General features: G+C 41.6%; 20 protein-coding genes and 1 pseudogene. 5 read left to right on the top strand and 16 right to left on the bottom strand.

Annotation, left to right across the window (positions count from 1 at the left end):
• Positions 1–6: 6 nt before the first annotated feature.
• Together comGB and comGA are read right to left on the bottom strand one after the other, a co-directional pair.
• A complete protein-coding gene (gene comGB, locus ERX40_RS03980; RefSeq protein ID WP_165980655.1) occupies positions 7–1,092 on the bottom strand; it encodes a competence type IV pilus assembly protein ComGB in 1,086 nt (361 codons plus the stop codon).
• Positions 1,025–2,002, bottom strand: coding sequence for a competence type IV pilus ATPase ComGA (gene comGA, locus ERX40_RS03985; RefSeq protein WP_133417201.1), 978 nt, complete (start codon positions 2,000–2,002; stop codon positions 1,025–1,027). The genes comGB and comGA overlap by 68 nt, the downstream gene beginning before the upstream one ends.
• 199 nt (positions 2,003–2,201) lie before the next feature.
• On the opposite strand from comGA, the gene ERX40_RS03990 reads away from it, so the two are divergent.
• Positions 2,202–2,450, top strand: a complete 249-nt coding sequence (locus ERX40_RS03990; protein WP_133417202.1) for a DUF2626 domain-containing protein — start codon at positions 2,202–2,204, stop codon at positions 2,448–2,450.
• 41 nt (positions 2,451–2,491) lie between these two features.
• Here ERX40_RS03990 and ERX40_RS03995 read toward each other — a convergent pair whose 3' ends face one another.
• Positions 2,492–3,109: an MBL fold metallo-hydrolase gene (locus ERX40_RS03995; protein ID WP_133417203.1), complete on the bottom strand. Its 618-nt coding sequence runs from the start codon at positions 3,107–3,109 to the stop codon at positions 2,492–2,494.
• A gap of 93 nt (positions 3,110–3,202) precedes the next feature.
• On the opposite strand from ERX40_RS03995, the gene ERX40_RS04000 reads away from it, so the two are divergent.
• On the top strand, positions 3,203–3,442 hold the full coding sequence (locus tag ERX40_RS04000; RefSeq protein WP_133417204.1) for a DUF2759 domain-containing protein: 240 nt from the start codon (positions 3,203–3,205) through the stop codon (positions 3,440–3,442).
• A gap of 26 nt (positions 3,443–3,468) precedes the next feature.
• Here the strand turns inward: ERX40_RS04000 and ERX40_RS04005 are convergent, their stop codons facing one another.
• From ERX40_RS04005 to ERX40_RS04065, 13 genes and pseudogenes are all read right to left on the bottom strand, one after another.
• Entirely contained in the window at positions 3,469–3,780 is a 312-nt protein-coding gene (locus ERX40_RS04005) for an MTH1187 family thiamine-binding protein (protein WP_133417205.1), read from the bottom strand.
• A gap of 10 nt (positions 3,781–3,790) precedes the next feature.
• Positions 3,791–4,750 (bottom strand): ROK family glucokinase, encoded by a 960-nt coding sequence (locus ERX40_RS04010; RefSeq protein WP_133417206.1) that lies wholly within the window; start codon positions 4,748–4,750, stop codon positions 3,791–3,793.
• A complete protein-coding gene (locus ERX40_RS04015; RefSeq protein ID WP_133417207.1) occupies positions 4,747–4,938 on the bottom strand; it encodes a YqgQ family protein in 192 nt (63 codons plus the stop codon). Before ERX40_RS04015 ends, ERX40_RS04010 begins: the two co-directional genes overlap by 4 nt.
• Before the next feature lies 1 nt (position 4,939).
• On the bottom strand, positions 4,940–6,349 hold the full coding sequence (locus tag ERX40_RS04020; RefSeq protein ID WP_133417208.1) for a rhomboid family intramembrane serine protease: 1,410 nt from the start codon (positions 6,347–6,349) through the stop codon (positions 4,940–4,942).
• Positions 6,346–6,894, bottom strand: coding sequence for a 5-formyltetrahydrofolate cyclo-ligase (locus ERX40_RS04025; RefSeq protein WP_165980656.1), 549 nt, complete (start codon positions 6,892–6,894; stop codon positions 6,346–6,348). Before ERX40_RS04025 ends, ERX40_RS04020 begins: the two co-directional genes overlap by 4 nt.
• 72 nt (positions 6,895–6,966) lie before the next feature.
• Positions 6,967–7,116 (bottom strand): 50S ribosomal protein L33, encoded by a 150-nt coding sequence (gene rpmG, locus ERX40_RS04030; RefSeq protein ID WP_133417210.1) that lies wholly within the window; start codon positions 7,114–7,116, stop codon positions 6,967–6,969.
• A 71-nt stretch (positions 7,117–7,187) separates the two neighbouring features.
• The gene (phoU, locus tag ERX40_RS04035) at positions 7,188–7,838 is read right to left on the bottom strand and encodes a phosphate signaling complex protein PhoU (protein WP_133417211.1); all 651 of its coding nucleotides are present in this window, start codon (positions 7,836–7,838) and stop codon (positions 7,188–7,190) included.
• A pseudogene (gene pstB / locus ERX40_RS04040) lies at positions 7,831–8,586 on the bottom strand (phosphate ABC transporter ATP-binding protein PstB); the annotation flags it as partial. The gene phoU and the pseudogene pstB, both read right to left, overlap by 8 nt.
• Positions 8,587–8,700: 114 nt before the next feature.
• Positions 8,701–9,594 carry a phosphate ABC transporter permease PstA gene (pstA, locus tag ERX40_RS04045; protein ID WP_133417213.1) on the bottom strand — a complete coding sequence of 298 codons (894 nt, stop codon included), beginning with the start codon at positions 9,592–9,594 and terminating at the stop codon, positions 8,701–8,703.
• Position 9,595: 1 nt separating this feature from the next.
• Positions 9,596–10,525 (bottom strand): phosphate ABC transporter permease subunit PstC, encoded by a 930-nt coding sequence (gene pstC / locus ERX40_RS04050; protein WP_133417214.1) that lies wholly within the window; start codon positions 10,523–10,525, stop codon positions 9,596–9,598.
• Between the two features lie 66 nt (positions 10,526–10,591).
• Complete coding sequence (locus ERX40_RS04055; protein ID WP_133417215.1) at positions 10,592–11,560, bottom strand: phosphate ABC transporter substrate-binding protein PstS family protein; 969 nt, start codon at positions 11,558–11,560, stop codon at positions 10,592–10,594.
• Positions 11,561–11,716: 156 nt separating this feature from the next.
• Positions 11,717–13,756, bottom strand: coding sequence for a peptidoglycan D,D-transpeptidase FtsI family protein (locus ERX40_RS04060; protein WP_133417597.1), 2,040 nt, complete (start codon positions 13,754–13,756; stop codon positions 11,717–11,719).
• 97 nt (positions 13,757–13,853) lie between these two features.
• Positions 13,854–14,456, bottom strand: coding sequence for a superoxide dismutase (locus tag ERX40_RS04065; RefSeq protein WP_133417216.1), 603 nt, complete (start codon positions 14,454–14,456; stop codon positions 13,854–13,856).
• A gap of 132 nt (positions 14,457–14,588) precedes the next feature.
• Between ERX40_RS04065 and ERX40_RS04070 the strand changes: the two genes are divergently transcribed.
• The 3 genes from ERX40_RS04070 to ERX40_RS04080 are packed head-to-tail and all read left to right on the top strand — an operon-like array spanning position 14,589 to position 16,999.
• Positions 14,589–15,326 (top strand): DUF1189 family protein, encoded by a 738-nt coding sequence (locus ERX40_RS04070; protein WP_133417217.1) that lies wholly within the window; start codon positions 14,589–14,591, stop codon positions 15,324–15,326.
• A 25-nt stretch (positions 15,327–15,351) separates the two neighbouring features.
• A complete protein-coding gene (gene ispG, locus ERX40_RS04075) occupies positions 15,352–16,449 on the top strand; it encodes a flavodoxin-dependent (E)-4-hydroxy-3-methylbut-2-enyl-diphosphate synthase (protein WP_208001658.1) in 1,098 nt (365 codons plus the stop codon).
• Positions 16,436–16,999: a 5' nucleotidase, NT5C type gene (locus ERX40_RS04080; RefSeq protein WP_133417219.1), complete on the top strand. Its 564-nt coding sequence runs from the start codon at positions 16,436–16,438 to the stop codon at positions 16,997–16,999. The genes ispG and ERX40_RS04080 overlap by 14 nt, the downstream gene beginning before the upstream one ends.
• Positions 17,000–17,020: the final 21 nt, after the last annotated feature.

Genomic DNA, 17,020 nt, shown 5'->3' on the forward strand with positions numbered 1-17,020 from the left:
CTCCTGTTATTGGATGCCGCTCATCATCTGCAGCATCGGTAAAATAATGACAAGGTATAAGGTGATAATCAACATGGCCAGCAAGAAAAATACGACAGGCTGAATCCATCTGATATAGTTGACGATCTGCTGCTCAAACTTTTTGAAAATATAAGCAGAATAATACTTCAGTTCAATATCCAGTTTTGAATTGCGTTCCCCGTGCTGAATAAAGTGCACCATTGAATTCTCGAAGAGATTGACGCGCTTAACTGCTTCCGGCAACGAATAACCACTCAGTAATGAATTGTCAATATGCTCGCCGATATATCTGAGAATGACGTCTTTGTCCTGATTTTTAAAAATCTGAATAATTTTCAGCATCTCAATGCCGTTTGCTAAGAAGAATGACAGTTCCAGACTGATACGATAAGTCAGCAGTTTCCGGTACAGACTATTGACGAGCGGAATACGTCGCAACAACCAGAGTTTCCTGCTGATATCCGCCTGCCGATAGACCAGGAAATACAGGATCCCTAGTACGATTACCCCTCCTAAAGCGGTAAGGAGGACGTGAGGAAGGATGAAAAGAATGGCAGTCATCACCTGAAGCTCGCGTGAAATGACGATGCCCATTGAGTCATACATATTCTTGAACTGCGGGAGTACAGTCTGATTGACGACTATAATCAGTCCGAAGAATATGGACATAAGAATGAAAGGATATTGAATGGTCTTAAGAAATTGCTGTCTGCTTTTCTTCTGTGACAGACTATACGAATGACATTCCTTCAGTGACTGGTTGATATCACCGTACTGCTCTGCAAAATAGATCTGCAGCACACTGTGTTCCCTGTAATTCAGCAGCGTCATCACATCACTCAATTGTCTGCCTTCTTTCAGCAAAGTAAGACAGTCATCCTTGACTGACGTTTTCACCCCGTCATACTGGCTGAAAAGAAATTTCACAGCTTCGAACTGAGTGAAACCGCTCTCTGTCAACTCCGCTATTCGAAGAAGAAAATCATCATCATATTGTTTCAGTTTATTGGAGGACCACACGATACTTCTCCAGTTCTGCCAATGAAATACTTGCAGATTGATACAAGTCATCAATCTGTTCATCCAATGAGATAAAACGCTTCAGTTCGGCTGTTTTTAAGTAGTGCTCAATCTGTTCATGGTCAAGCATTTCAATGACAAGCCTGCGACCGGCATCCATCTTTATCAGACGCTGATTGGTAATCAGCTGCACTGCCTGCTTAATTTCAGACTGATTGATTCCCATCTCAAGTAAACGTTCAATGGCCCCTATACTATTGCTGGCATGCAGAGTCGACAGTACAAGATGGCCACTGAGGGCTGCATTGATGACTTGCTTTGCAGTCTCTTCGTCCCGTATTTCTCCGATCATGATGATATCAGGATCACAGCGAAGAATAGCCTTGAAAGAATCGCGGTATGTGATACCTGCCTTCTCATTGACATTTACCTGGATTGTTTCATTCAGTGTCTGTTCAACAGGATCTTCTATCGTGATGATCTGCCGGCTCAGTTCATCTCTGGCATTCGTGAGCAGATGATACATGAGGGTGCTTTTCCCGCTGCCCGTAGGACCAGTGATGAGGATGAGGCCATGAGAAAGTTTCATCATGGCATAGAGCTGCCTATTATCAACACGATGTCCGGATGTGAACTCTGCTTTCAGCAGCCGCATGACTACCGCTTCACTGCCTACAGACTGCGGAAGCGTAGAGAGACGGATATGATAGTGTATATCCTCATGGAGAAATTCCAGCATGCCGCTCTGGCTTCTTTTCCGCTCACTGACATTAAGACCTGAAACAAACTTCAAGTAAGCAATGATTTTTTCATAGGTTTCCATATCAAGCTGCTCAATTTTCTCAATCTGCCCTTCCATTCTCATCTTCAGGTGAACAGAACCTGCTGATGGAATAAAATGAATATCAGAAGCATTCCTATTGATTCCTTCTACAATTATCTGATGTACAATCTCTTTCATATATCCCTCCTTACTTAATAATCGTTGAAAAATTGAATATTCTTTAATATGATTGAATTACATCATCAATAAATCTTTTTACTCAGGTTTTATCATGTTTTTACCTATATCTTGAAATGAAAATTAGGTTTACATCTTATGTGACAAACTTTATAATAATAAGTGACATGAACTGATTGATCAGAGAGGGGAACATTAAATGGATAAAGTTTTTAAAACTTTAGGATTCTGGACAGCTATCTTTGCAGTAATGTTCTATGTAGGCGGCATGGATATCGTTGCTTTCATCTTCGTTGCACAGACAGGCTTCTTCATCCTTCTTGGCTATTTAAATCTTACTGAAAGAATGTATATGTATATTTTCGCAGCCTATTTAGTTATCTGCTGGGTAGGCTTCACTTATTACTCTACATTCCTGCTGGAACCTAGTTTCGGCATGCATAAATAAAAAAATGCCTCAAAGCTGAAGCTTTGAGGCATTTTTTTATTCTATAGATAGGGATTGTTCTCTCTCTCATATTCAATCGTTGTCTTAGGTCCATGACCCGGGTAAATCAGCATATCATCGCCAAGCTCAAGCAGCTGTTCGATACTGTTCATCAATGTCTGCATATTGCCTTCTTTCAGATCAGTTCTGCCAATCCCCTCTTTAAACAAAGTATCGCCCACGATGGCAAAGTCATTGAAGACAAAACTCAGGCTTCCCGGGGAATGGCCGGGCGTGTGGATAACAGTGAACTGAAATGATCCTATCTTCTTCGAACCTGGTCGAATGACCACAGGCTTCGTTCTGATCAAGATTTCCTCCAGTCCATATGATTTAAACTTCTCAGAACCGTTAGATGATGGATCAGACAACCAGTATTTTTCTTCATCACCCATATAGACTTTCTTATCAGTCAGTGTGACTAAGTCATCCACAGCACCGATATGGTCAAAGTGCGCATGTGTCAGTAAAATTGCCTCGAGCGGCTTATCCAGTTTCTGAATCAGTGACTGAATCTTCTCCACTTCTGCTCCAGGGTCAATTATTAAAACTGCCTCTTCATTTTCAATGATATAGCAGTTCGTCTGAATAGGTCCTAAACTTAATGTATGTACTTTCATCCATATCACTCCTTAAAATTACACTCGACAAACCTTAATATTAATTATACAATAATTAGTGATAATAAATGAAATAATCTTGGGGGTCGTACTATGCCATTTATTGATTCAGGCAAACTGGGCAAATTATTTGGCATCGATATTCATATCGGTGTAAACATTTTCGCAATTTTAATGTTCTTAGTGTTTTTACTTGCACTTAAGGGTTTAATGCATTCCTTTAAAACTAAAAATATTTTAGGTATTATCTTCGGATTATTAGCAGCTGCTTCTTTTGGCTTCTTCTCGCTTGCTACCATCTTCACTTATGGTTATCCTATTTTACACCACTAAAAAAAGACGATATTCATCGTCTTTTTTTATTTGAGATGTTTATTGACCGAATCCAGCTTATCATTCATCTTTCTGCTGATGTCACGTCTGTCATCTATACGAATATTTGTACAGACCCGCTTCACACCCTTATTGAAAGGTGCTTCGTGAATCTCGCCGATCACCTCAAGAAGATCGGCCAGTTCTCCTTCAATCAGCGTACTCATCGGTGTCAGCTGATAATCGATCAGACCTGCTTCTTTTTTATCCTTAAGTATAAGCTGAATATCAGCAATATATTCACTCACACTTACTGATTTTTCGTTCAACGGAATAACGACTACATCTACTATCGCCATTTTTACACCCTCATTTCACATATTGTTTGATTAATCCTGCTGCACCTATCATTCCTGCATCATTTCCAAGTTCTGCTGTAACAATCTTTGTTCCGGCTAAAGCTGGTTTAAATGTCATGCTCTCGTACACTTCCTCTATATGCTGTATCAGAAAATGGCCGGCCTTCGATACGCCTCCTCCGATAATCACATATTTAGGGTTGGTCATGACGCTGATCACACTGATCGCATAGGCGAGGTGAGCGGCTACTTTCCGAATGACATAAGTCGCAAACTCATCCCCTTCTTTTGCCGCATCAAATACCATTTTAGCCTGTACTTCCTTCTGTTCAATGGCTTCCTTCAGAACCGTGCTGAACTGCAGCTCCTGATAATAATGATAAGTCAGGTTGATGACGCCCGTGGCGCTTGCTACCGTCTCCAGACAACCCCGATGACCACAATTACATAAGAAACGTTCCTTCTTATCCACTCGGAAATGACCCAGCTCACCGCCACAACCATTATGGCCATGGACCAGCTCATTGTTGGCGATGATCCCGCCCCCGACCCCGGTTCCTAAAGTCAGGCAGACAACATCCGGTTCATTCTGTCCGGCCCCTTTGAATTTCTCTCCTAAAGTGGCCAGGTTCGCATCGTTATCAATCATAACAGGCTTACCGCTTATCCGCTGAAATTCATCGCGTACATGTTTAATTCCCGACCAGTTCAGATTAATAGCACCATTTACAGTGCCTTTATTGAAATCAACCGGGCCTGGTATTCCTAGTCCTATTCCTTTGACCTCGTTCATATCATAATGCTTATGTGCGGCGTTTTTTTTGAAGGATTCGTAGACATCTCTCAGTATTCTGTCACCATTGTCATCAGTCTGAGTCGGTATCTCCCACTTATGCAGAATGGTAAGTTCCTCGGACAATACGCCCAGCTTGCAGGTCGTACCGCCAATATCAGCTGCTAATATAATCATAGTTTCCCCATCTTTCTCTGATTTAATATGAGACGGGCCTGTATAAAATCTTCATTTGATATCAGACCACTGCGATGTATATCCGTTAACTCCTGGTTCATCATTTCAATAGTATTCTGTTCATCCTTGAAATAGATAATAAGTCCAAATTGCTTCAGCAGCTGCTGAACATCAAAAAATGTTTCCATATCATTCACCAAATACCTTAATTTCTTTTTTGAGATCTTTCATTTCCTGCTTGTTCATATACCTGCCCGATTTCGTTAAATATTTCTCAGCTGACATGTAATCATCGTTGGCGCGCATAGCAAGTGCCATCTGGTAGTTAAGAAGAGACGAATCAGGATAGCGCTTAAGTCCCTTCTTCCATGTTGCGATACCTTCAGCCAGCGACTGCTCGTGTGTCAGGATAAGACCGTATAACTGGTAGGATTCATCATTTTCGAATTCTTTGGCAAAGGTTTGCTTCATCACTTGTTCAGCTTCCTCGAAGTCACCCTTCTGCATGGAAATGCGTGCTCTATCATTGTAGATATGTTCTTCTTTGACGCTGAAGATATTCATCAGCAGCAGAACTGTCATTAACACCAGTCCCGCCAGCAGAAGAAAGAAATATTTAAGCGCATATTTATAACAGTATAGCAGCAGAGCAATATAGAAGCCGCTGAACAGTCCGCCGAAGTGAGCCCAGTTATTCACTCGGCCGAAAAGATTGCTGAGCAGAAAAAAGAGAATAAGCCCACCTGCTGTCTGCAGAACCATCTTTCTATCGAATCTTCGGCTTGTGACCATATAGGCGAGAAGCGCACCTAGAAGACCGGAAATAGCTCCACTTGCCCCAACTGACAGTGCTGATGTCTCAAAGGACAGGGAAAGCAGATTGCCCATTAATCCGCTTAAAAAATAAATTAAAAAGAAGCGGACGGGTCCATAGAAATACTCAACTAATTTACCGAAAATATAAAGTGAAAGCATGTTCAGCAGTAAATGAGAAAAGTCGAAGTGTAGAAAAATGGACGATATAAGCCTGAAATATTCACCATGCACAAAGTTAAAATGACTGAGCCCACCTGCTTCAATAAAGTCAGCTGTTGCTGTATTGAAATGCATCATTCTATTAATTACATATAAGACCACGTTGATCAGTATGAGTAATGAGGTCACCGGCGCAAAACTGATCATCGCCCTGTCTATACTATTAGACGTCATTAATCTTTTCTGGTAAAAATTTTCTGAGTGCTTCAGTCTTCTTTTGCCCAGTATCTGGTATTGACGGGAAATACTCAGTGTATTGAAGTCATTGCGGTCATTTAACGATTTCACTTTAACAGAACGGTCGTTAATATCGCCCGGAACAGGCTGATTCAACAGATAAATTTCTATTTGCTGCGGTTTAAAGTCTACTTGCTGCACAATATTGTCTTCTATTTTCTGAACGAGGAAGTCCAGTGACTGCACATTCTGTTTCTCTGTCACAAAACGAATAATTCGTCTTTCTTGTACGCTGGCCATCATGAACTCCTGTGACTGAATCAGTTCAAAGTGAGAGTACATGCTAATCTTGTAGATGGCCTCCCATAACTGCTTGGACGTGATCATTGACGCACTCCATCAATCACTCTTTTGTCAGTGATGATTTTATGGACAGGCTGATCAAAATCAGCAACAGGAATTTCCATCAGCTGCTCTTCAAGTATCAGGCTGACTGTCGCCCCCTCAAAACTGCTGAGGAATCTGTCATAATATCCGCCACCGTAGCCTACCCGGTAACCCTCTGTATTAAAGCCGAGGCCAGGCACAAGAAGAAGATCCATCTGATTATTGATTTCTTCAGGGTTTCTGACAGCTAGAATGCCTTTCTCATCTTCATAAAGATCATTGGGCGAAGTAAAGCGAACGAAATCCATCGTCTTGTTTTGATAATGACAATTGGGTACATACACCTTTTTTCCCTGCACCAGTGCAAATTTTATGATTTCTTCTGTGCTGACTTCATGAGGCATGCTTAACGTCACTCCGATGGAATCAGCATTCTGCCATTCAGGGAGGTCAAACAGTGTCTGCATAAGCTGAACTTCTTCCTGATACTTGTCCTTCTGCTTTAAAACCTCCAGCACTTTCTTTCTGATTTCCTTTTTATTCACTTCAATCACCTCATCATCAATTATACCTTATTTAAAAGAGATATAAAAAAACAGACACAAAAGTGTCTGCTCTTATTTTGTTTCTCTGTGTAAAGTTTTTTTGTTATCACGTGAACAATATTTGTTCATTTCGATACGCTCTGGGTTATTTCGTTTATTTTTCTTAGTGATGTAGTTTCTTTCACCACATTCTGTACATGCTAAAGTTACGTTAACGCGCATTATATTCCCTCCTTACTCATTGTTACATACGACCTTTATATAATAACACCATTTCTACATATTTTCCAGCGTTATTTTTCAAATTTATCGTATTGTTCACCAGTAATGAAGTAGTAGACATTCTCAGCGATATTAGTGATGTGATCACCGATCCGTTCAAGATGACGTCCTGCGAGCTGAGCCTGACCTGCTACAAAAGGATCATTATCAATCAGATAAGTCGTATTGACAATCTCCTTATATAAATCGTCAATATCATCATCTCTTTCAATGATTTCTCTCGTCAGGCTGATGTCTTTATTTTCATAGGCAGTATACAGGTCTGCAAGCATCAGCATACTGAGTTTTCCCATCGTTTCAAGACGTGCAATCACATATTCATCCTCAAATCTTACCCGGATTCTGATTTTAGCGATTGCACCAGCGTTATCTGCAATCCGTTCTAATTCAGCTGCAATTTTGATGCTGGCCATGATAACGCGTAAGTCCGTCGCGATTGGCTGCTGTTTAGTAATCAGGCTGACAACCTGATCATTGACATCAGTTTCAATTGCATTAATCTCTTTATCATGAGCGATAAGCTCTCTCGCCTGCTGAATGTTATCAGTGCTTAAGACATCAATGGATTTTTCAATGGCTTCATATGCCTCTTTAGCTAGCGTAAGAACTGTTTCTTTCAGGGTTTCTAAGGATTTTTCGTATTTTTCTCTCATATCAGCCAAATCTTCCTGAGATGTAGCGTTCTGTCTGTTCATCTGCTGGATTAGAGAAAATCTTATCAGTTGTATCATACTCGTTCACATAACCATTTAAGAAGAACGCTGTTTTATCAGAGATACGAGCAGCTTGCTGCATGTTGTGCGTAACGATGATGATAGAATACTGGTCTTTAATCTCCTGAACAAGTTCTTCTACTTTTAATGTAGAGATCGGGTCAAGTGCTGATGTCGGTTCATCCATCAGGATAACGTCCGGTTCAATCGCTAAACAACGCGCGATACAGATACGCTGCTGCTGTCCACCTGACAGACCGTAAGCGTTCTGAGTCAGACGATCTTTCGTCTCATCCCAGATTGCCGCACCACGTAATGATTTTTCAACGATTTCGTCAAGAATCTTCTTGTCAGTGATACCATGGATTCTTGGACCATAAGTGATATTGTCATAGATTGATTTTGGGAATGGGTTGGGTTTCTGGAAGACCATTCCTACACGTGTTCTTAATTTCTCCACTTTATAGCTTTTATCAAATATATTGTCTCCACGGTATAGAATTTCACCTGATGTTTTAACGCTCGGCACAAGCTCGATCATACGATTAAGAGTCTTGATATATGTTGATTTACCACACCCTGATGGGCCGATGATTGCTGTCACTTCGTTCTCCATAATATCAAGATTGATATTCTGAAGTGCGTGATGATCACCATACCATAAGTCCAGGTTATTAGTCTGATAAACGATATTTTTCTGAGCTGTCTGATTTGATTTCTGATTTGTAGCATCAACAGACTTTGTCACGATAACTTTTTCATTGCTAGTTACTGTATCTTGCATCATTAAGAAAAGCTCCTCTCAGAGAGATTAATATTTTTTCTGATATTTATTACGAATGAAGATAGCGATAGAGTTCATCGCAATCAATATGATTAAAAGTACGATGATACCCGCGGAAGATAAGTTCTGGAACTCTGCTTTAGGCAGTTTAGCCCAAGTGTAGATCTGCATCGGAAGTGCCTGGAAACGGTCCATAATTCCATCTGGAGTCTTAAGGAAGATAGTCGGGATACCGATTACGACAAGAGGTGCTGTCTCCCCGAGAGCGCGTGATAACGCAAGGATAGTCCCGGTCAGAATACCTGGAATAGAAGCCGGCAAAACGACATTGGTGATTGTCTGCCATTTTGTACCCCCTAAACCTAAGCTCGCCTCGCGAATAGCTCCAGGCACTGCTCTGATTGCTTCCTGACTTGAGACGATGATAACCGGAAGAATCATCAAGGCCATTGTTAAAGATGCAGCAAGAACAGATTTTCCAAGGGACAGATTTTCGATACCCGCGCCACGTACGAATAAAGTTAAACCTAAAAGTCCGAAGACAACTGACGGAACACCTGCCAGATTGGAAATATTCACACGGATAAATCGGGTGAACCAGTTATCTTTTGAATATTCTTCCATATAGATAGCTGTACCGACACCTAACACAACAGCGATCGGTGCAATAGTCATCATCATCCATAAAGTACCGATTAAAGCACCCTTAATACCTGCTTTTGAAGGTGTCGATGATGAGAAGTTCTGAAAGAATGTCGGTGTCAGGTAGCCGGCACCTTTACGAAAGATATCAAATAATAAAAGTGCGAGTACGACCAAACCGATCAGTGTACAGATTAAAAAGATAAATTTGATGATACTATTTTTAGATAATCTACCAGAGAGTTTGGCATCGACTTTGCGCTGATCAATTAACTGCATATTAATACTCCTCTCTGAATCGTTTCGTTACCCACTGGGAAATAAAGTTCATTAAAAGCGTGAATAAGAATAAAGTAAAACCAACAGCGTAAATACTGAAATAGATATCTGTACCATATGTAGCGTCGCCTGTAGCAACTTGTACAATGAAGCCTGTCATTGTCTGAATAGAACCTGTCAGACTCCATGATGAGTCAGGTGTACTACCTGCAGCAAGAGAGACAATCATCGTCTCACCGATTGCACGGGAGACCGCTAATACGATTGAGGCAAGAATACCGGATAATGCTGCCGGAAAAACAACTTTCAGGGCTACTTCAAGCTTAGTCGAACCTAACCCGAGCGCACCTTCACGGATTGCCTGTGGCACTGAACTCATTGCATCCTCACTTAGACTGGCAATCATAGGAATGATCATGACACCGATCACAAGTCCTGGACTGATTGAATTGAAGCTTCCTAAATCCGGCCAGATTGAACGGAGAAGCGGTGTTACAAACGTTAACGCGAAGAAACCATAAACAATAGTCGGAATACCAGCCAGAATCTCAAGAATCGGTTTGATGATTCTTCTCACTGTATCACTCGCATATTCACTTAAATAAAGTGCTGCACCAAGACCAACCGGTACTGCGAATAACGTTGCGATAAATGTAACTTTGAGCGTCCCGAGTATTAAAGCCCAGATACCGAATTTGGGGTCACTGCTGAAAGCTTTCCATTCTCGTTCGAAAAGAAATTCGCTGATAGGAATACGCGCAAAGAAGGTAATGGTTTCTGTCAGCAGGGTCACTAAAATACCGATAGTTGTCAGGACTGAGACAGAAGCGATAAGGAGAAGAAGGGTCGGAATCAGTTTTTCGATAAATCCTTTGGATCCCTTTCCTTTATTCTGCTCAATCATCTGTTGAACGGATAATTTTTCTTTCATAGATTAAGCTCCTTAATTTTAAAAAAGGGGCGAACGAGGTTCGCCCCTAAAAAATTTGATTAAGATTTATTTGACTGATTCTAAAGTATTGAGAGCATCTTCATAGTCTTTATCTTCAAGTGGCACGTATCCAGATTCTTTAGCAGCATCTGCAGAGTTCTCGATAGTGAACTTCATAAATTCTTTGAAAGCTTCATTGTTTTTAAGTGATTCATTTTTAGCGTAGATGAATAATGGACGACTCAGTGCATATGAACCATCTTTAACTGTCTCTTCAGTTGCTTCAACTGGTTCTTTTTCATCTGGCCCTTGAATCTTAACAGCTTTTAAGTTGTCTTGGTTTTCCTGGTAGAAGTTATAGCCGAAGAAACCGATACCATTTTTGTTGTCTTTTACTGAAGAAACAATAACGTTAGTGTCAGCATTTTTCTCAGCCTGGATATCACCTTTGTCTAATACTTCTTCACTGAAGAAATCGTAAGTACCATGTGATTGGTCAGGAGAAAATGCTTTGATTTCTTCAGCAGGGAAATCAGCACGAACGTCTTTCCATGTTTTAGCTTCACCAGAGTAGATTTTTTTCAATTCATCGAATGTTAAGTAGTCAACAAAATCGTTCTCTTTATTAACTGCAACTGTTAAACCGTCGTTAGCAAGTTTGAATTCTGTATAATCTATCTTAGCATCTTCTAATGCTTTTTTCTCTTCATCTTTGATGTCACGAGAAGCGTTTGAGAAGTCAGTTTCACCAGCGATGAATTTCTCGAATCCGCCACCTGTACCTGAAGTACCAACAGAAACTGTTACATCTGGATATTGTGCATGAAATTCTTCGTTAACTTTTTCAATGATTGGCGCTACTGTTGTAGAACCGTCACCTTTTACTTCGCCTTTAAGATCTTTAGATGCTGATTCAGTTGATTTAGAATCTTTGCTGCCGTTGTCCTCAGACTTTTCAGCTGCTCCACCACAAGCTCCTAAGAATAACGCAGTACCTAATACAGTAGTAGAACCTACTAATTGCCATTTTTTCATTTCTAAGTTTCCTCCCAAATGTAGACAGAAAATGTTTTTTATTTTTTATTACAAGTTAACTGTACAATAGCTTTATTAATTATCAATGAATCTATTGTAAAGATTATGTAAAGAAACAGATGAACTGTCTTAAAACAGTTCACCTGTTAGAAAGAACTATTTCTTAGATGAAAAATAAGCATTGATGATATCTTTACCGAGATCACCACCCGGTAACCAAGGAGGCGGCACAGGTTGATTGGAATAGATGATGGAAAAAGACATTTCCGGCTTACTGCTTGGTGCATAGCCGATATAAGTGGCGTTGACTCGTGGCTGCCCTTTCTGAAACACTTCTGCCGTACCCGTTTTACCGGCAGATTTAACAACTGTGTCATGAAAACTGTTATAGCCTGTCCCCTCTATCTGATTGAAGACCATATCAAAGCCTGATTGAACCTGCTTAATTTCGCGTGGCGTGTTATTGATTCTATTCAGCACTTTACCGTCAATCACTTCTTTGACAGGTCCCAGTGTCTCCGTCTTCGAAGGCTGCCTGATTTCTTTGACGATATGCGGTTGAATTCTGTAGCCATCATTCGCAATAGTCGAGATATACTGCGATAACTGAAGAGGCGAATATGTATCATACTGGCCGATTGCAAGATCAAGATAGTTACCCGCATTATCAGTCAGATGACCTCTCTGACCCATTACTTCATTCGGCAGATCGATCCCTGTTTTGACACCCAGTCCAAACTGATTCAACCCTTTTCTTAAGATCCGCCCTGCTTCAGTAATATCATCCGGCAATGCCATGCCAGATGAGTAATTAAGGCCGGCAATTTTAAGAGCTGTCTTGAACATATAGACGTTTGATGAATGCATCAGTGCTTCTTTATCATTGATGGTCACTCTGCCGTCCTGATTGAAATAAGATTTCTTCTTCATTCCACCTGCAAAAGATAAAGGCTCATCCACCATCTTGTCATTCAGACTGATTGCATTCTCATGATAGCCTGTCAGCAGTGTCGCCCCTTTAACGGAAGAACCGACTGCATACTGGGACGTGAAGGTCCCGTAATGATAATCTGTGATTTTCCCTTCTGGGCTGATCTGTCTGCCCGCAAGAGCCAGAATATCACCGTTATTAGGGTCCTGAACCACAACAAGAACTTTATCCATATTTTTAGCACCTTGCGCCCGGAGAGTGGCAATATGTTTATCGATCATCTTTTCAATTTTCTGCTGCAGGTCAATATCGATTGATAACACGAGGTCATTGCCTCTTGATCCGGGATCCACCACCTCTGAACTGATGATCTGACCAGATTTATCTGTCATGTAATGCATTGTCTTTTTTCGGCCGCGTAATACATCTTCGTACTGATATTCCAGATAACTCTGTCCTACCCGGTCATTTCTGGCATATCCTCTGGCAAGATAATAATCAATATTATCTTTCGGCAGCCCTTCCTCTTTAGAAGAGACATCACCGAACATCGTTCTCAGGGTATCTCCGTAAAGATATTTTCTGTCCCAGTCCATCGTTGTATTGACACCCGGCAGTTTTGCCAGGTTCTGTGAGACAAGCGCATATTCCTTTTCAGAGACATGTTCATTTTTTATCGTCTGCGGTGTTAACTGACTGCCCGCCGACATCTCTCTATAGATTGCTGCTGTCTCAAGCTCCGTCTGTGACAGTTTTACATGTGAGGCAATCTTTCTATAGAGGATGCTGTCATATTCCTCCTGAGAAATCATATTGTGCTGATACTGCTCCGCTTCCTTTTCCATCAGCTTATCTGCCACATTCCGGTGCGTCTGTATATAATAGGTCTGCTTATCAACCTCTGTCAGTTTATCCGTCGGCATATCAATCAGTTTAGCGAGTTCGCGCGCAATATCCAGCATGTCCTCTGTTGTCGTCATTCTACCGCGAGAATAGGTGATGGCCTTCTTCGCTGTATTATCGACGAGCAGCTTGCCGTTACGGTCATAGATACGTCCTCTAGGAACAGACTCATTAATTTCAATATTTTCATTACTCGCTACTGCCTCTTTATAATCTTCAGTCTTAACGATCTGAAGATAGCCAAGTCTCAGCACAAGCAAAGTCATCAAGGTCATTATAGCGATGAACAGCACATTCAGACGTCGTTGGGTCGTCCGTTTCTGTCTGAGTTCGTTTGATTCCTTTTTCAATCTTTTCAAAATAAATCCCCGCTTCATCCTTTATGCTTTAATATTAAATCAATTGCAAGGCAATTTCTATCTTTAGCCAAAAAAAAAGAGGCCGAAGCCTCTCCATCCATTATTTTGCTGCGTTATATAATTCGTTTACTTTATCCCAGTTGACAACATTCCAGAATGATTGAATGTAATCTGGACGTTTGTTCTGATAGTTTAAGTAGTATGCATGCTCCCATACATCTAATCCTAAGAGAGGTGTCTTACCTTCTTTTAACGGGTTGTCCTGGTTAGGGGTAGAAACGATTTCAAGTTCGCCATTGTTTAAGACAAGCCAAGCCCAGCCTGATCCGAAACGTTTAGTTGCTGCAGCAGCGAATTCTTCCTGGAATTTTTCGAATGAACCAAATTTGGCGCTGATTGCTTCTAATACTTCCCCTTTAGGTTCACCGCCATCTTTAGAGAGAAGTTGCCAGAATAATGAATGGTTATAGTGACCGCCCCCATTATTCTGTACAGCTGTTTTGATGTCTGCTGGTAAAGAATCAATATTTTTGTTTAATTCTTCAATTGATTGATCAGCGTATTCTGTACCTTCCACAGCAGCGTTTAAGTTAGTCACATAAGTGTTGTGATGTTTAGTGTGATGGATTTCCATCGTTTCTTTATCGATGTGTGGTTCCAATGCATCATATGCATAAGGTAATTGTGGTAATTCAAAAGCCATAATTTTCATCCTCCTCGTTTTTAGTACATATTTATCATATCAAGCTTTCGTGTACCGCTCAAATAGTTTGCTCTCAGAAATACATAGCGCACAGATGCATTATATGGTAAATTTTCAGATGGAGGAGATTACATGAAGTATCTGCAAGCCTTAAAAAGATTGATTAATCCTGCGAAATATCCGCTATATCGGACGACGCCACTACGCTATATATTTCTGCACCTTGTCTTACTGTCCATGCTGCTGGCTGCCCCTGCAGCGAGCGGCTTCCTGCAGTCGATGTCTTCATTATCACAGTTAATGGAAGAAAAGTCAGACGCTATTCCGGATTTTCAGGTGGAGAACGCTCAGCTTGAATTACCGGAGGATAAGGACACTGTCATCAAGCTGAACCAAGGTACTGTCACTTTCACCGAGAAAACAGCCGGTAGTGCTGGTGATCTATTCACATTCAGTAAGGAGAAAATCCATATCAACGGTATCGACCCTATATCCTACCATAATGTCAGCACCATCTCTGACCGGGAGTCCCTGGTATCCACACTTTCCGCTTATACAGGTTCAGTTTATTTTTATTTCATGCTGCTCTGTCTCGCACTTATCACTATTCAGCTCTTTCTACTTCTTGTTAAACTGACATTCATCAGTCTCACCGCTCATCTTATAGCCAGACTATGCAGCCGAAAATCACGATACATGACATGGCTGAAAATCATGACATTTTTACTGACAGCACCTGTACTGATTCAATATCTCGGCCTTATGATACCGAATGCTTTAACCTACCCGCTGTCATGGTGTATAATAACGTTACTTACTTGCCTGGCAGTCTATCACCTGCCCGCGAAGAAAAAGCACGTCAATTCATAAAAAAGGAGACATCATCATGTCTGAAATCACACATAGAAGTAATACACGACCTGTTAAAGTCGGCAATCTCACCATTGGTGGCTCCAATGAGCTTATCATTCAAAGTATGACAACGACTAAGACGCATGATGTCAAAGCTACAGTCGCTGAGATCAAACGACTTGAAGAAGCAGGCTGTCAGGTTGTCCGTGTTGCATGCCCTAAGGAAGAGGATGCGCTCGCAATCGCTGAGATCAAAAAACAGATTGATATCCCACTTGTCGTCGATATTCACTTCGACTATAAGCTGGCATTGCTCGCTATCGAAGGCGGCGCTGATAAAATCCGGATCAATCCAGGCAATATCGGTCGTCGTGAGAAAGTGGAGGAAGTCGTCAAAGCATGTAAAGCGAAAGGGATTCCTATCCGGATCGGTGTCAATGCAGGTTCACTTGAAAAGCATATTCTGAAGAAATACGGCTATCCAACAGCTGACGGTATGGTTGAAAGTGCTCTTCATCATATCAAGATCCTGGAAGACCTCGATTTCCACGATATCATCGTCTCCATGAAAGCGAGTGACGTTTCCCTTGCAATCGAAGCTTATACGAAAGCAGCAAAAGCATTCGACTACCCGCTTCACTTAGGTATCACAGAAAGCGGTACGTTGTTCGCAGGAACCGTAAAATCTGCTGCAGGTCTCGGTGCGATCATGAGTCTCGGTATCGGCAATACATTACGTGTCTCGTTGTCAGCAGACCCGGTTGAAGAAGTGAAGGTGGCTCGTGAGCTGCTTAAATCATTTGGACTGGCAAGCAATGCTGCGACACTGATCTCATGTCCGACGTGCGGCCGTATTGAGATCGACCTTATCTCGATCGCCAATGAAGTGGAAGACTATATTTCTACAATCAAGGCACCGCTGAAAGTCGCTGTTCTCGGCTGTGCCGTCAATGGACCGGGGGAAGCACGTGAGGCAGATATCGGCATTGCAGGTGCCCGCGGCGAAGGTCTCCTCTTCATGAAAGGCAAGACAGTGCGCAAAGTCCCTGAAGAGACAATGGTTGAAGAACTGAAAAAAGAAATCGATAGACTCGCTGAGGAATACTATAAGAAGCAGGCTGAAGAACTTGCAACAAATTAAAAGACTTGGCATCGATATAGACGGGACAGTCACCTGTCCCACTTCTCTTGTTCCCTATCTGCAGAAATCATTTGATGCCCATCTGAGATATGAGGATATTACAGCTTATGACCTGGGCGTTGTTCTCGGTAAGTCTGATGCAGAGATGTACGACTGGTTTATGGCCAATCAGGAAGAAATCTATACGCACTCTCCGATTGCAGAGGGCGCCCTGCCCGTCTTAAAGGAATGGTCAGCTCAGTATGAGCTTGTCTACATCAGTGCCCGCTACGATTATCTGGATCAAGTGACAGCAGACTGGTTTGCCAAATATGATGTTCCTTTTCACCATATTGAACTGACAGGCAGTCATGACAAGATAGAGACGGCACGTAACTTAGAAGTGGATGTCTTCTTCGAGGATAAGCTCGATAATGCGATTGCCATCCATGAGGAACTGGACATACCTGTAGTTCTCTTTGACACACCGTATAACCAGGCAGCATTACCTGAAAATATTCACCGCGTTTTTACATGGGACGAAGCAAAGAAAGTTCTCAGCACATTATAAAAGGAAGCTACCGGCTGGGCT

This window comes from Macrococcus carouselicus (genome assembly GCF_004359515.1).
Lineage (GTDB): Bacteria > Bacillota > Bacilli > Staphylococcales > Staphylococcaceae > Macrococcus > Macrococcus carouselicus.

Excerpts from the sequence above, each read along its gene's own strand:
- comGB (WP_165980655.1), bottom strand. The coding sequence starts at position 1,092 with ATGACTTGTATCAATCTGCAAGTATTTCATTGGCAGAACTGGAGAAGT.
- comGA (WP_133417201.1), bottom strand. The coding sequence starts at position 2,002 with ATGAAAGAGATTGTACATCAGATAATTGTAGAAGGAATCAATAGGAAT.
- ERX40_RS03990 (WP_133417202.1), top strand. The coding sequence starts at position 2,202 with ATGGATAAAGTTTTTAAAACTTTAGGATTCTGGACAGCTATCTTTGCA.
- ERX40_RS03995 (WP_133417203.1), bottom strand. The coding sequence starts at position 3,109 with ATGAAAGTACATACATTAAGTTTAGGACCTATTCAGACGAACTGCTAT.
- ERX40_RS04000 (WP_133417204.1), top strand. The coding sequence starts at position 3,203 with ATGCCATTTATTGATTCAGGCAAACTGGGCAAATTATTTGGCATCGAT.
- ERX40_RS04005 (WP_133417205.1), bottom strand. The coding sequence starts at position 3,780 with ATGGCGATAGTAGATGTAGTCGTTATTCCGTTGAACGAAAAATCAGTA.
- ERX40_RS04010 (WP_133417206.1), bottom strand. The coding sequence starts at position 4,750 with ATGATTATATTAGCAGCTGATATTGGCGGTACGACCTGCAAGCTGGGC.
- ERX40_RS04015 (WP_133417207.1), bottom strand. The coding sequence starts at position 4,938 with ATGGAAACATTTTTTGATGTTCAGCAGCTGCTGAAGCAATTTGGACTT.
- ERX40_RS04020 (WP_133417208.1), bottom strand. The coding sequence starts at position 6,349 with ATGATCACGTCCAAGCAGTTATGGGAGGCCATCTACAAGATTAGCATG.
- rpmG (WP_133417210.1), bottom strand. The coding sequence starts at position 7,116 with ATGCGCGTTAACGTAACTTTAGCATGTACAGAATGTGGTGAAAGAAAC.
- pstA (WP_133417213.1), bottom strand. The coding sequence starts at position 9,594 with ATGCAGTTAATTGATCAGCGCAAAGTCGATGCCAAACTCTCTGGTAGA.
- pstC (WP_133417214.1), bottom strand. The coding sequence starts at position 10,525 with ATGAAAGAAAAATTATCCGTTCAACAGATGATTGAGCAGAATAAAGGA.
- ERX40_RS04055 (WP_133417215.1), bottom strand. The coding sequence starts at position 11,560 with ATGAAAAAATGGCAATTAGTAGGTTCTACTACTGTATTAGGTACTGCG.
- ERX40_RS04065 (WP_133417216.1), bottom strand. The coding sequence starts at position 14,456 with ATGGCTTTTGAATTACCACAATTACCTTATGCATATGATGCATTGGAA.
- ERX40_RS04070 (WP_133417217.1), top strand. The coding sequence starts at position 14,589 with ATGAAGTATCTGCAAGCCTTAAAAAGATTGATTAATCCTGCGAAATAT.